This window comes from Sorangiineae bacterium MSr11954, from assembly GCA_037157815.1.
In the GTDB taxonomy this organism is placed as follows: Bacteria; Myxococcota_A; Polyangia; order Polyangiales; family Polyangiaceae; genus Pendulispora; species Pendulispora albinea.
Genome location: CP089984.1, coordinates 10958861 through 10972366, shown reverse-complemented (window position 1 = coordinate 10972366; position 13506 = coordinate 10958861). Strand labels below are relative to the sequence as shown.

Below are 13506 nucleotides of genomic sequence, written 5' to 3'. Positions count from 1 at the left end.
TCGCCGGCCGTGCTGACCGCCGATGTCCGTTTCGAAGGGTGGAAGACCGAAGACTGGTCGCGCTTCCTCGATCTATGGAAACCCCGCGCCGTGCGCGCGGCGGCCGAGCCTACCCGCCCGCGTGGCGGCGTAGTCGCCATCGTCGAAAAAGGCGCCATCCACAAGCTCGTTCACACCCGCAAGGGCCGCCTGGAGCTCCCCGCGGCCGCTGCGCCCGCCGCCCGCACGGACGCGCTCGCCCGCGCCTCCCTCTCCGAGCTGGCGCTGGCGCATCACGCGAGCTGGGTGGTCGCGGCCGAGCGCGGTGCCCTCGACGAGGTGATGGAGCGCTTCGGCGCGCGCGTGCACCGCAGCGACGATCTCACGCAGCAGTCGCTTCTGCTCGTGGGCATCGTGCGCGAGATGATCCGCGAGGGCGCCATCGAGAGCTGGCCGCGCCGCCTGCACGGCTTCCCCGTGCCCACCCCCGTGATGATGGAGCGCACCATGAACTCCATCTGCGCCGACGGCCACGCCATCGTGCTCGGCATGTTCAAGGACGAGGAGCTCTGGACCGCCTTCGTCGCCCGCCGCCGCGGCCGGGGCTTCGATGTGCTCGCGGGTCCCGACGAGCTCCGGCCCGCCATGGGCCTCCTCTCCGGCGAGTGGCGCCGCGACTACCGTCACTTGGTGCGCGCGGTCGAGGATCACTACGGTCCCCTTTCGCTCGGCTTCTTCGCCGAGGTGGAGCGCTTCCGCGAGCTTCAAATCGATCCGCGCCCGGGCGCGTGGGGTCGCGCGGTGGCCCTTCGCGACGTGGTCGTCACGCCCATCCCGAGCGCCGTGGGCCTCGCCCTCGGCGTCGACGTGTCGCGCTACGCGCTGGAAGGCCTGCGCAACTTGGCCTCGCGCATCGGCTGGTTCGATCCGGTCGTGCAGAGCTTACGCAAACGCCTGGGCGCGGGCACGCGCGACGATCTCGTTCCGAGCGCGTTCGGTTTCGACCCGATGGCCGTCCTGCGCGCCTTACTGCGGCGCTGAACGAAAAAATTCGCGCGGGCGATCCTGGCGCCCTTGCGGTGGATCCCCGCGCGTTCGGCTTCGACCCGATGGCGATTTTTTGCGCGCCTTGCAGGGGCGTTGAAATGTCATTCGCCGCGGGCGATCCTGGCGCCCTTGCGGTGGATCCCAGTGCCGTCGCGTCAACGGGTCGCTTTCAATGAATCTTGATGACCGGATCGCCCGTCTTGCACCCCAAGACGATGCGCACCTTGCCGCCGGCGTCGTTCTTCAAGGTTTTGCAGGCGTTGCCGTTCAAGATGACCTTGCTCGGCAGTCCGCCGGCGTCGGAGTTGTAGCCGTCGTAGGTCCAGCCGTTGCTGGTGTCTTTGCCGATTTGCGTGTCGGGCCCGCCGCCGCCGGGGGTGTAGACCACGTTGACCTTGTCCGGATCGACTTGGCCCGCGTCGAGCTGCCGCTCGAGCGCGAACTCGCACGGGACCACCACATCGCGGATCTTGGTGATGGCCGCGTTGAACTCGTCGGCCAGCTCCGCGGCGCTCTTGGAGCCGGGGGTGATCTGGAAGTGGCACGGCTCGCCGCTCATGTCCCCGTCGCCCCAGTTGGGGTTGCACTTCGATGGGTCGGCCGCGCCGCCTTTGATGGCCAGTTGGGCGAGGAAGCGCTCGTCGTAGTCGGTCACCGCATCGGTGGGGTTGCCCACGCCGATGACGAAGGTGGTGACCGACGGGTTGCCGTTGCTCAAGCCTGCGGCCGCAGCTTTGACGAGCTCGTTCTCCTGTTGCTGCGTTCGATCCGCGCCGCCCGCGTCGCCGTTGCGTCCGGGGGTCGGGACCCCGTCCGTGATGACCACGAGCACGCGCTTGCCGCCTTTCTCGAGGCCCGTGGACGACTCCGTCGGATCGAACTTCGCCAGGAGTTTTCCCTGTCCGGAGATGGCATCGAGCAGCGGCGTGCCGCCCGATGGGTAAACGCGGCTGGCGCGCGGCGGAGGATCGCCGCCGAGGCCGCCGGTTTGGGGGACCACCCGCGTGTTGAGCGCCGCTTCTTGGGCCGCGTTGACGGATTTGAGCGCGACGTCGATTTGGTCGCTGGGCTTCGCGTCCGTGCTCGAGAAAAGATACAGCCCTACGCCGAAGGTGGTGCTGTTCTGCCCTGCCACCCGATGCCAAAACGCTCCGAGCGCGCCGCGCGCGGCCAGCCACTTTTTGCCGGTGAGACCATTGGGCTGCGTGACGCCTTGGTCGTCTCGGGTGATGCGCTCGTTGTTGAGCGGATCCATTTCGCGGCTGCCCGGGATGAACCCATTGTCGCCGATGCCGTCCATGCTGCCGGAGCCATCGAGGACGATCTGCATGTAAATGGGCAGCCGAAACGCGACGGCGTTCGATGTGGCGCAGGCGGCGCCCTCCCAGCCTCCATCGCCGCGCGAGCTGCTGCCGTCCTCACGCGGTCGCGCGGAGAATTGCGCGTCCGGCTCTTGGTACGCGGTGTCGGGGCGGTTGTCGCCGGAGTCGAGCTCCGGAAACACGGTGGCACCATTGTCACCACCGCAACCTTGCGCGATGCCCAATGCAGCGAAGTAAGCCGCGGGCACGGCCATGAGCCAAGTTCTGCGCCGAAGCATGCAACCCTCCTTGGATGACGAAAGCGGCTGGCTAAGAAGGGGATGGCGAGATGCCGGGCGGGCTGGCTGGGTGGTGGCGTGGTGTTTCTTTCTTTGGCCCGACCAACCGCTTAAGAGGTGCGCCGCGGGTTCACCCCACGACACACGTTCTCACGTATCCGATGCATCGGCATCGAGGCTCGCGTCCTGCAATGTCGCATCACTTGCCGAATCACCCGCCGCATCCTGGGCTTGGCCGCCGCCGTCGGGCCGCGGATTGCCGCCGCCATCCGTCGGTCCTGGATGGCTCGAGCCACCGTCGGCAAGGCAATGATCGCCGCGTTCCATGGCGGCAATGGCTTCGTCGCAACCGGGTTGCGTTCCGCTGGTGTCGAAGAGCGCGGGATAGGGCGGGCACTGCGTGCTCACGTAGAGCGGCGTGTCCGCCTTTCCCGAGGCCGAGCGTGGAACCAGGCATTTGACGGCACATCCTGCGCCTGGATCGCTCCCCGTGACGACGTCGAGGCTCACCGCGGGCCCCAGGCAACGGCGCTGCCGATCGAACTGCTGCGCATTGTACGGGTGCGAGCCGTCGTCGCACGACGCCGCCGTGACGACGAGGGCCACCACGGCGAGAGGCAAGGTCAGCAGGGCGAGGTGGGCGCGTCGTGCGCGGGGGCGGTGGTTCATTCCGGCTAACTCGTGGGTGGCTCGATCACGCGGATGCGCAGCTCGGCCAGTTGGTCGGCGGTGGGACGCGTGGGCGCGTCGGTCATGAGGTCCGTACCCTTTTGAGTTTTGGGGAACGGAATGACGTCGCGCAAGCTTTCCGCCCCAGCCATCAACATGGCAAGCCGGTCCATGCCCACGGCGATGCCACCGTGCGGCGGGGCGCCGAAGCGGAGCGCGTCCAGCAAGAAGCCGAACTTTTGCCGCGCGTCTTCATCGGCGATGCCCATGGCGGCGAACACCTTGGCCTGCACCACGGGATCGTGGAGGCGGATGGAGCCGCCGCCGATCTCGAAGCCATTGAGGACGAGATCGTAGCGGTGGCAGAGGACCTTTCCGGGATCCTTGTCGATGAGGCCGACGTGCTCGTCGTGCGGGCGCGTGAAGGCATGGTGCGCGGCCACCCAGGTCTTGGCGTCGTCGTCGTACTCGAACAGCGGCGGGTCGACGACCCAGAGGAACTTGAACTGCCCACCGTGACCGACCTCGGGGATCATCTTGAGCTTCTTGGCGAGGTGCACGCGCAGGTTGGCCATGACCGTCTGCACGACGCTCTCTTTGCCGAACTGGAAGAGGATCAAGTCGCCGTCGCCGGCGCCCACGGCCTGGTTGATGGCGCGGCGCATCTCCGGGGTGACCGTCTTCGCCAGCGGCGACTGCGTCCAGTTGCCCTCGAGGTCGACCTTGGCGCGCGCGAGCCCCTTGGCGCCCATGCCTTTGACGAAGTCCTCGAGCTTGTCGACCTCGGTGCGCGAGAGCGACTGGCCCGCCACCTGCGCCGGCACCCGCAACGCCTTGACGATTTGCGCCGGGAGATCGCGGCGGTACGTGCCGTCGCGGAACTTGTCGGCGATGTCCTTGAAGAAGGGGATGCCGCCGCCGCCGTGCTCGATGACCAGCGAGGTGAGATCGGTGTGCGGGAGCTCGAAGCGAAGGTCCGGCTTGTCGTTGCCGTAGTGCTTCATCGACTCTTCGAAGGGCATCTCCGGGAAGCGGCCCGACGGATAGAGGTCGTGCAGATCGATGCCGAGGACCTCCTTCCACAACCGGAAGATGAGCCCTTCCATGGTGCGAAAGACGTCCGTCTGGCTGACGAAGGACATCTCCACGTCGATCTGGGTGAACTCGGGCTGCCGATCGAGGCGCGGGTCCTCGTCGCGGAAGCATTTGACGATCTGGAAATAGCGGTCGAAGCCCGCGATCATATAGAGCTGCTTGAAGAGCTGCGGGCTCTCGGCCAGCGCATACACTTTGCCCGGGTGAACGCGGCTGGGCACCAGGAAGTTTCGCGCGCCGCCCGGCGTGTATTTCACCATGAAGGGGGTCTCGAGCTCGAGGAACCCCTTGTCGTCGAAATAGCGGCGCGTCGTTTGGTGGATGCGATGGCGCGTGCGCAAGGTGCGCTGGAGCGGGGCGCGGCGAAGGTCGAGGTAGCGGTACTGAAGGCGCTTTTCCTCCGAGGTGTCGAGCTCGTCGAGGATCTCGAAGGGCGGGGTTTCGGCCTTGTTGAAGACCGATAGCTCGACGACGTGAACTTCGATTTCGCCGGTGGCGAGGCGCGGATTCTTATTGGCGCCGCGACCGACCACCAGTCCGCGCACACCGATGACCCACTCCGAGCGGAGGGTTTGCGCCAGCTCGTACGCGGTGCGGGGGAGATTGCCATGGCCTTCGCGATTGGGATCGAAGACGAGCTGGGTGATACCCTCACGATCGCGCAAATCGACGAAGACACAGCCGCCGTGGTCGCGGTAGCTGGCGACCCAGCCAAAGAGGACCACTTCCCTGTTTTCGTCTTGTGCACGGAGTTCGCCACAATGGGCGTTGCGTTTCAGCTCGTCGATGAACCTGGCCAAGGCCGACCTCGCTTCGAAGTTTTGTGAGGCCGGCATTCTACGCTATGGGGGTTCGTTCTTTGCGAACTTCGCGAAAGTTGGAAAGCTTTCGCAAACTAGGGTTACTTCGGCGAGCCGATGGGGACGAGGCAGACCGGGGGAGGCGAGCACAAAGAGCACGAAGAGGAAGCCGGCGCGGCGCGCGCGGCAGGAAATTGGGCATTTTACGACCGGCTCATGCTCGCGGTGGCTGTGGCCGTGCCCGCCTTGGCGGCAGTGTTTCACGTGGAAAACTTGACGGACGTCGCGCACGACGGCGGGGTCGTTCGCACCGTGGGGCTCGGGTGGGACGGGCCGTCGCGGGCGCTCGATGCGGTGGTGGCGGCGGTGTTTTTGGTGCTGCCGGTGGGGACGCAGACGTTTCGGGCGGGGGTGGCGTCGGCCGTGGTTTGTGGGGTGGCGGGCGGGGTTGTGTATGCGGTGATTCGGGGGTTGTTGGTGGCGGTGGGGGTGGGGTCGGGCCGCGTGCGGGTGCGGGTGCGGGTGCGGGGCTGCGTGCAGGGCTTGGGGCGGGGGCAGGTGACGCCGGATCGGGTGCGGGTGCGGCGGGTGAGGCCGGATCAGGTGCGGGAGGGCGTGCGGGTGCGGGGCTTGGGGCTGCAGCTGGCGCAGCGGGTGCGGCCGGATCGGGTGTGGGGGCTGGGAAGTTGACGGCGACGGTGGCGGCGATTGGGTCGCTGATGGCGACGGTGTCCATCGCTTGGCAGACGGAGGCGATGGCGCCGGGAGGGGAGGTGCTGGGGGCGCTGTTGGTGATGTTCGCCGTGGGGGCGGTCGTGTTTGCGCCGGGGTGGGGGATTTGGGCGTGGATCGCGTGCGGGGCGGCGGTGGTGTACGAGCCTTGGGTGGGGGCTGCGGCGGTTGCGGCGTGTGCGGCGGGGAATGGTGTGGCTTGGTTTTATCGGGCGGGGAAGGGCTCGAGGCGGCTTGGTTCCTTGGGGTTGGGGCTACCGGGGCGCCTGGTCCTCGTGGCGGGGGTTGCGGCGGTTTTTGCCCCATTGGCGGCGGCGATGCTCCGAAGAGGGCGGACGCCGTTTTGGGTCGGTGGGGCTTGGTCGTGGTGGGGGGAACGCGGAGCCGAGGTCCGGCCGGCGGTGTTTGCGTATGAGCAGCTCGGGTGGCTGGCGCTCGTGCTGGCGGGGGCGGGGCTGGTGCTCGCGCTGTTTTCGCGTGCGGCGCGGCCTTTGGTGGCGGCGTTGGTGGCCGTGGGGGCGATGGCGGCAGGAGCGCTCGAGCTGGGGGTGAAGGCGGGGCCTACGCGCTATGCGGCGGTGACGTTGGCGGGCGTGGTGGTGTTGGCCGCGCTGGCGGCGGTGACGATGCAGGCGCTGGTGCGGATGGTGTCGGCGGCGCGGTTGCCGGGGGCGTCGGTGAGCGCGGCCATGATCGTGCTGCTCGAGGTGGCGTTTCCGGTGGTGATGCTCGATGAAACGTCGATGCGGTGCGAGGAGCGCGCGCGTGCGGCGCGGATGCCGCGGCATGAGGCGCTGTTTGGGGAGCTGCCCGCGCGCACCGTGCTCCTCGCGCCCGATGATCGATTTGCCACGCACCTGGTGGCGCTTCGGGTGGGCGGGTTGTTGCGGCCCGATTTGGCCATCGTATCGGTGGGCAGCGTGGGCGCGCGCCCGGCCACCCGCGAGCTCGCGCGCGAGCCCAAGCTGGCGCCGTTCTTTCGGGATATGGCCCTGGCGGGCGTTCCCAGCGAGTGGGGGCTTACGGTGCTCGCCACCGAGCGCCCGCTGGCGCTCGTCTTTCAGCCGAATTGGGATCGCACGGTGGCGAGGCACCTGGTGGCGCGCGGCCCCTTCGACCTTTTTCACCCGGAGCCGCGCAGCAACTTGGAGCGAAAACGCGCGCTCGAAGCGTTCTTACCGGCGCGCATCGAGCTGGGGAAGGCGATGGCCAACCCCGACAACCCCGATTTGCGCGCCTTGACCGCCGTCCCGCTCCGCGCGCGCGCGATCGCCATCGCGGCGGCCCACGATCGCGATCTGGTGGCGCGCGCCGATGAAGATCTGCACGCCTTTGCGCCGGCCGATCCGCCGACGGCCTATACGGCCTCGAAATAGCGGCGAAGCTCCCACTCGGTGACGGCGCGCTCGTACTGCCGCACCTCCCACTCGCGCGTGCGCACGTAGTGATCGATGAAGGCATCGCCCAGGATGACCCGCGCCTCGCTGCAGCGCGAGAGCAGATGGGTCGCCTCCCGCAGGGAGCGCGGGAGCGGCTCGAAGCCGGAGTCCGGGCCCGAGGCATCGCCCTTGGCCTCGAGCGGCGCCTCGATGCTGTGCTCGACGCCCCAGAGCCCCGCGCCGAGGCACGCGGCCATGGCGATGTACGGGTTCATGTCGGCGGCCGTCTGACGGTATTCGAGGCGCGTCGACTTTTCGTCGCCGGGGATGGCGCGGACGGCGCAGGTGCGGTTCTCGATCCCCCACGATGCCGTGAGCGGGGCCCACACGCCGGGCACATAGCGCTTGTAGCTGTTGATGGTCGGCGAGTAGAGCGCGGTGAGGGTCGGCATGGTGGCGAGCTGGCCGCCGACGTAGTGCCGCGCCATCTTGCTCAGCTTTTGCGGATCGCTCGGATCGTAGAACAGGTTCGTCGTGTCGCCGTGGCGGCGCCAGAGCGATTGATGCAAATGCCCGCTCGCGCCCGGCAGATCGGCGTTCCACTTGGCCATGAAGGTCACGGACAATCCGCGGCTCGCGCACAGCTGCTTCAGCGCGGTCTTGAAGAGCGCGGCCTTGTCGGCCATGCGAAGGGCCGCGTCGTAGCGGAGGGCGACCTCGTAGACGCCGGGGCCCGTTTCGGTGTGCAGCCCCTCGATGGGAATGTCGAACGCGCTCATGCGATCGAGGATGTCGTGCATGAGATCGGCGTGCTGCCCTTCGCGGACCCACGAGTAGCCGAACATGCCCGGCGAGATGGGCGTGAGGTTGCGAAAGCCCTTCTCGTGCAGCGACTCCGGCGTCTCGCGAAACACGAAGAACTCGTACTCGGCCGAGAACATCGGATCGAAGCCGCGCGCGTGCGCTCGCGCGAGCACCGTTTTGAAGAGCGAGCGCGGACACGCCGGGTGCGGCGTGCCGTCTTTTTGTACGAAGTCGACCAGGAAGGCCGCTGTGTCGGGCTCCCAGGGGATCACGCGGAACGTGTCCGGATCGATGCGCGCGTGAGCGTCGGGGTAACCGGTGGACCAGCCGGTCACTTTGGCGTTGTCGTACAGCACATCGCCGATGTCCCAGCCGAAAATCACGTCGCAGAAGCCAAAGCCATGCTCCAGCGCGCTCCAGAATTTCTCCAATGACACGTATTTGCCACGAAGTACGCCGTCGACGTCGAAACCGCCCAGTTTGACTTTGCGAATGCCGCGCGCGTCGAACTCCGCCCTCAAGGTTCCGTCTCGCATAAACGGAGGCTACAGTATCCATGCCTCGCATCCAGCGTGCTAAACGAGCGCGATGACGTTCGAGCGCCCTTTCGATCCCAACGCCGCAGCCTCCCCCGATTCCGGCATCTTTGGCCTGTCGGATCCGCCCGAGGACGCAGGGGTGGTGCTCATCCCGGTCCCGTGGGACGTGACCACGTCCTACCGCGCCGGCACCAGCGACGGCCCGCAAGCGATCCTGGAGGCGTCCCGTCAGGTCGACCTTTTCGACATCGAAACGGGCCGGCCTTACCTCGCAAAAATTGCCATGCTCGACGAGAGCAGCGAAATCCGCCGCTGGAACCGCGACGCGCGCGTGGACGCGGAGGCCGTCATCGCCGCCGGCGGCCGCATCGATGGCGACGCGGCGCTCGAGGAGAAGCTCGCCCGGGTCAACACCACCAGCCAAAAGCTCAACGACACCGTGTACGAGACCGCCCGCCGCTGGATCGCGCAGAAGAAAATCGTGGGGCTCGTGGGCGGCGATCACTCCACGCCCTACGGCACCATCCGCGCGCACGCCGAGGCGTACCCCGGCATGGGCATCCTCCACATCGATGCGCACGCCGACCTCCGCCACGCGTACGAAGGCTTCTCCTATTCGCACGCCTCCATCATGGAGTGCGTGACCCGCGAGCTCCCCGGCGTATCGCGCCTCGTGCAGGTGGGGATCCGCGATTTGTGCGAGGAGGAGCACGATCGCATCGCGGCCAGCGAGGGGAGGATCCGCACCTTCTACGACGTCGACTGGGCCTCCGCGCGGCGCCGCGGGTTGCTCGACGAGCACATCGCGCGCATCGTGGACGAATTGCCCAGCGAGGTTTACGTGTCGTTCGACATCGACGGGCTCGATCCGGTCCTTTGCCCCAGCACCGGCACCCCGGTCCCCGGCGGTCTCACCTTCCACGAGGCGTCGACCCTTCTTCGGGTGGTGGCCGAGGCCAAGAAGATCGTGGGCTTCGATTTGAACGAGGTCTCCCCGGCGCCCGACTCCAAGGACGAGTGGGACGGCAACGTCGGAGCGCGTGTACTCTACAAGCTCATCGGCTGGACCCTTCGCTCGCACGCCTCGCACGGCATCGACATCGGCACCATGCCGCAGCGATGAAGCTCCGCGCCGCGCGATGGGGCGCCCTCTTGGCGCTCGCGGTCGCGCTCGGGGGAGGGCGAGCGCGCGCGGCGCCGGCGCTCTCGTCGTACGAGGCGGACGAGATTGCCCCCAGCTTGAAGGAGCTCGGCGCCTCGCTCGCCTCCATCGACGAGGCGCCCGAGGGCAAGATCGTCGAGGACGTGCAGGTGCGCACGCTCGACGTGATCGAGCCGCGCGATCCGGCGCCCATGATCCTTAACGCGCTCCACACGACCTCGCACCGCTACGTGATCGAGCGCGAGGTGCTCTTGCGCGCGGGCGACCGGTACCAGCAGGTGCTGGTGGACGAGACCGCGCGCAACCTTCGGGAGGTGCGGCAGCTGTCGCTGGTGGTGGTGGTGCCGCTGCGAGGGAGCGCGCCCGGGCGGGTGCGGCTCTTGGTGGTCACCAAGGACGTGTGGAGCTTGCGCCCCTCGCTCGACTTCCGCGCGGGCCCCGGCGGCTTCGAGCGGCTCTTGATCGAGCCTCTGGAGCGCAACGTCGCGGGCACGCATCACTCCGTGGTGGGCCGCTTTGCGCTCGAGCCCGAGACGTACATGCTGGGCGCGGGCTACTTCGTGCGGCGCTTCGAGGGCACGCGGCTCTATGTCGTGGCCGAGGCCAACGCGCTCATCCACCGCGATCGCGGCGCCGTCGAAGGCTCCTACGGGCAGCTGGCCGCGTATCGACCTCTGTTCTCGAGCCGGTCGCCTTGGGGCTTCGGCTTCGACTCGGAGTGGAGCGATCGCATGGTGCGCCGCTATGTCGACGCCAAGGTCGCCGAGTACGACGCGCCGGAGACACCGGGGCGCGACGGCATCCCCGACATGTACCGCGCCCGCAAGGTGACGGAGACCGCCCACGCGGTGCGCTCCTTCGGGCTCGCGCACAAGCTCGACGTGATGTTCGGCGCCGAGCTCACCGTGCGCCAGTACCGCATGCCCGAAAAGGAGCGCTACGATCCGGAGGCCGTCGCCTCGTTCGAGCGCGCGCGGCTCCCGCGCAGCGACAACCGCGGCGCGCCCTTTCTCCAGGTGCAGGCCTACGAGAGCGCCCTCGTGCGCCTCTACAACGTCGACACGCTCGGCCTCGCCGAGGACTTCCGGCGCGGTTACGAATTCCGCCTCCGCGGCTACCCCGTGACGCGCGCCCTCGGCTCGTCGCGCGACCTGTTCGGCCTCGCCGCCGGCGCCGCCTACACGTGGATCGCCGGCAACGGCATCGTGCGCGCGTCCGTCGAGTCGCTCACCGAGGGCTCGGCGCAGAAGATCGACGACGGCGCGCTCGCCGTGAGCGGAACGATCGTGACACCGTCGTTCTTCCTCGGCCGCGTGGTGTTCGACGCCGTCACCTTGCAACGCTGGCGCAACAGCCTCAATCTGCGCTCCACCCTGGGCGGCAACACCCGTCTCCGCGGCTACCCGAGCGACGCGCTCATCGGCGAGAACATGTTCGCCATGAACCTGGAGCTGCGCACGCGCCCCGTTCGCATCTCCAGCCTCCAAATCGGCGCCGTCCTCTTCTACGACGCGGGCGACGCCTACGACGGCGCCCGCCCGCGCCCCAAGCACTCCCTCGGCGGCGGGCTTCGGGTGGCCATCCCCGCCCTCGACCGCAAAGTCATCCGCCTCGATCTCGGCGCCCCGCTCCCCGACAGCGCGCGCGTCGCCGGCGCCAACCCCGTCAGCTTCTTCATCGCCCTCGAGCAATCCTTCCCCGTGGTCAAACCCTCCGCCCCCGGCAACGCCACCAACGGCCTCCTCGGCGTCCCATCGGCGATGACGGCACCTACGGGCACGTGGGACTGAATGCCGTCGCAACGACGTGGCGAGGACGCGAAGACGACACCGCCACCGCTACAGCGACGCTTCGTAGAGGCGCGCCAGATCGTCGCGCGTCGTGGGGCGGGGATTCGAGCGGTGGCACGCGTCGGCGATCGCCTTGTCGGCCAGCTTCGGGATGTCCGCCGTGGTGACGCCGCGCATGGTGAGACCGCCGGGAAGGCCGATGTCGGAGCGGAGGGTGCGCAGTGCGTCGGCGGCGCTCTCGGCGCGGGGGTCGACGATGACGCGAACGCGCTCCAGCTTGTCCGGAATGGTGGTCTGGTTGAATTCGACCACCGCCGGAAGGCAAAGCGCGTTGGCGAGCCCGTGGTGGAGGCCCTTTTCGCTGGAGAGCGGGTGCGCCAGGGAGTGGCACGCGCCAAGGCCCTTCTGGAAGGCGACGGCGCCCATCATGGCCGCCTTCATCATGCCGCCGCGCGCCTCCAGATCGTCGCCTTTGCGCACGGCGCGGGCCAGGTACTTGGCGACCAGCTCCAGCCCGCCGAGGGCGATGGCGTCGGCCATCGGATGGTCGCCCAGCGAACAGTAAGCTTCGAGGCAGTGCGTCAACGCGTCGAAGCCCGTGGCGGCGGTGACCGAGGCCGGCATCGACACGGTGAGCGCCGGGTCCAGCAAGGTCGCCTTGGCCAGCAGGTGCGGGCTGAAAATGACGGTCTTGCGACCGGTCGCCTGCAAGGTCACCACCCCCGAGCGGCCCACCTCGCTGCCCGTGCCCGCGGTGGTGGGGATGGCGATCGTCGGCGGAACGTTGGCCGTGATGTACTGATCGCCCCCGGCCGCGTCATCGTAGTCCGCCAGCGGGCGCTCGTGGGTCGTCTTGAGCGCGATGAGCTTACCCGTATCGAGCGGCGAGCCGCCCCCGACGGACACGATGATGTCCGCGCGGTGCGCGCGGTAAGCCTCCACGCCGTCCACGACGTTTTTTTCGACCGGGTTCGGATCCACGCCATCGAAAATGGCGGCCGCGATCCCGGCCGCCTTGAGCGCGTCGGCCACCTTGGCGGCCAGGCCGGCTTTGACCACACCGGCATCGGTCACCACCAAGGCGCGCTTGGCGCCGATACGTTTGACGTGGTCCCCGAGCGTCGAAAGCGCGCCGTTACCGTAAACAACCGTCGTCGGAAAGCTCCAGGTCACCAGATCGCTCATGTCTTCGGGCTATCATGCCTGCGGCGTGCCTCGAAAGCGCGAAAGAACGAGACGGAGCCGCGTGCGCCACCTCGCATCGCGTCAGCTGTCATCGCCCGCGGTACTGTCTCTTTCCGTCGCCAGAAGATCGTCGACCTCCCGCCAGAGTTCGTCGAGGTCGAGCAGGAGCACGCCGCACCCCGGTATGTTCGAGACGCAGCCCTCGCTGGCGCCCACCGCGCGCACATAACGGCCGTCGGCCCCCAGCTCGAACACCTCGAGCGACCGCAGCGCCGGGTCGATCAGGCCATAGAGCTTGATCCCGAAGGTCGCGTACTCTTGGAGCTTGTGGATGCGGTCCCTGCGCGCGTCGCGCGGGTTGTGGGACACCACCTCGAAGACCAAATCCGGCGGCTCCCGAATCAGCCCTTCCGCCGTAGGCTTGCGCCCGTCCAGGTACACGGCAAGGTCGGGCTTGCGGCCTCGGGTGGGAGAAACCGCGTATTTCGCGTCGGAGCTGGCCACGAACCCCCCGCGCCGCCGCGCCCATTTCCGCAGATTTTCCGTGAGCCAGCCGTTCACCAGACCATGAAGGAAGCTCGGCATCTCCTCTTCCTCGAGGTAACCATCGACGAATTCCCCCCCGACGTCCTCGTCGAGGTTGGCCCATTCTTCGATGGTCATCCGGTGCCGATGGTTTGCTGGGGCGCCGGTTCCCATGCTTGTAAATTACCATGGTAAGCTCT

The 13506-nt window shown here is 68.0% G+C and carries 11 protein-coding genes; 5 read left to right on the top strand and 6 right to left on the bottom strand.

The window, feature by feature from the left end; genetic code table 11:
- The first annotated feature begins 9 nt into the window (after positions 1 to 9).
- Complete coding sequence (locus tag LZC94_42990) at positions 10 to 1020, top strand: hypothetical protein (protein WXB14579.1); 1011 nt, start codon at positions 10 to 12, stop codon at positions 1018 to 1020.
- A 175-nt stretch (positions 1021 to 1195) separates the two neighbouring features.
- Here the strand turns inward: LZC94_42990 and LZC94_42985 are convergent, their stop codons facing one another.
- The 3 genes from LZC94_42985 to aspS all read right to left on the bottom strand — a co-directional run bounded on the left by LZC94_42985 (position 1196) and on the right by aspS (position 5190).
- Positions 1196 to 2626: a VWA domain-containing protein gene (locus tag LZC94_42985; protein ID WXB14578.1), complete on the bottom strand. Its 1431-nt coding sequence runs from the start codon at positions 2624 to 2626 to the stop codon at positions 1196 to 1198.
- Positions 2627 to 2776: 150 nt separating this feature from the next.
- Positions 2777 to 3295, bottom strand: coding sequence for a hypothetical protein (locus LZC94_42980; protein ID WXB14577.1), 519 nt, complete (start codon positions 3293 to 3295; stop codon positions 2777 to 2779).
- Between the two features lie 5 nt (positions 3296 to 3300).
- The gene (gene aspS, locus LZC94_42975) at positions 3301 to 5190 is read right to left on the bottom strand and encodes an aspartate--tRNA ligase (protein WXB14576.1); all 1890 of its coding nucleotides are present in this window, start codon (positions 5188 to 5190) and stop codon (positions 3301 to 3303) included.
- A gap of 117 nt (positions 5191 to 5307) precedes the next feature.
- Here aspS and LZC94_42970 point away from each other — a divergent pair, with 117 nt between their 5' ends.
- Together LZC94_42970 and LZC94_42965 are read left to right on the top strand one after the other, a co-directional pair.
- Positions 5308 to 5880: a hypothetical protein gene (locus LZC94_42970; protein WXB14575.1), complete on the top strand. Its 573-nt coding sequence runs from the start codon at positions 5308 to 5310 to the stop codon at positions 5878 to 5880.
- Positions 5862 to 7298 carry a hypothetical protein gene (locus LZC94_42965; protein ID WXB20382.1) on the top strand — a complete coding sequence of 479 codons (1437 nt, stop codon included), beginning with the start codon at positions 5862 to 5864 and terminating at the stop codon, positions 7296 to 7298. Before LZC94_42970 ends, LZC94_42965 begins: the two co-directional genes overlap by 19 nt.
- On the opposite strand, the gene LZC94_42960 is transcribed toward LZC94_42965, so the two are convergent.
- Positions 7280 to 8641, bottom strand: a complete 1362-nt coding sequence (locus LZC94_42960) for a glutamine synthetase family protein (protein ID WXB14574.1) — start codon at positions 8639 to 8641, stop codon at positions 7280 to 7282. The genes LZC94_42965 and LZC94_42960 overlap by 19 nt on opposite strands.
- Before the next feature lie 52 nt (positions 8642 to 8693).
- Here LZC94_42960 and LZC94_42955 point away from each other — a divergent pair, with 52 nt between their 5' ends.
- Both LZC94_42955 and LZC94_42950 read left to right on the top strand, forming a co-directional pair.
- Positions 8694 to 9767, top strand: a complete 1074-nt coding sequence (locus LZC94_42955) for an agmatinase family protein (GenBank protein ID WXB14573.1) — start codon at positions 8694 to 8696, stop codon at positions 9765 to 9767.
- On the top strand, positions 9764 to 11596 hold the full coding sequence (locus LZC94_42950) for an outer membrane protein assembly factor (protein WXB14572.1): 1833 nt from the start codon (positions 9764 to 9766) through the stop codon (positions 11594 to 11596). Before LZC94_42955 ends, LZC94_42950 begins: the two co-directional genes overlap by 4 nt.
- A 48-nt stretch (positions 11597 to 11644) precedes the next feature.
- Here the strand turns inward: LZC94_42950 and LZC94_42945 are convergent, their stop codons facing one another.
- Both LZC94_42945 and LZC94_42940 read right to left on the bottom strand, forming a co-directional pair.
- Positions 11645 to 12781, bottom strand: coding sequence for an iron-containing alcohol dehydrogenase (locus LZC94_42945; protein WXB14571.1), 1137 nt, complete (start codon positions 12779 to 12781; stop codon positions 11645 to 11647).
- 81 nt (positions 12782 to 12862) lie between these two features.
- On the bottom strand, positions 12863 to 13444 hold the full coding sequence (locus LZC94_42940; protein WXB14570.1) for a Uma2 family endonuclease: 582 nt from the start codon (positions 13442 to 13444) through the stop codon (positions 12863 to 12865).
- Positions 13445 to 13506: the final 62 nt, after the last annotated feature.

Coding starts and splice junctions, on each gene's coding strand:
- LZC94_42980 (WXB14577.1), bottom strand. CDS start 3,295: ATGAACCACCGCCCCCGCGCACGACGCGCCCACCTCGCCCTGCTGACC.
- LZC94_42985 (WXB14578.1), bottom strand. CDS start 2,626: ATGCTTCGGCGCAGAACTTGGCTCATGGCCGTGCCCGCGGCTTACTTC.
- LZC94_42940 (WXB14570.1), bottom strand. CDS start 13,444: ATGACCATCGAAGAATGGGCCAACCTCGACGAGGACGTCGGGGGGGAA.
- LZC94_42960 (WXB14574.1), bottom strand. CDS start 8,641: ATGCGAGACGGAACCTTGAGGGCGGAGTTCGACGCGCGCGGCATTCGC.
- LZC94_42950 (WXB14572.1), top strand. CDS start 9,764: ATGAAGCTCCGCGCCGCGCGATGGGGCGCCCTCTTGGCGCTCGCGGTC.
- LZC94_42970 (WXB14575.1), top strand. CDS start 5,308: ATGGGGACGAGGCAGACCGGGGGAGGCGAGCACAAAGAGCACGAAGAG.
- LZC94_42945 (WXB14571.1), bottom strand. CDS start 12,781: ATGAGCGATCTGGTGACCTGGAGCTTTCCGACGACGGTTGTTTACGGT.
- LZC94_42955 (WXB14573.1), top strand. CDS start 8,694: ATGACGTTCGAGCGCCCTTTCGATCCCAACGCCGCAGCCTCCCCCGAT.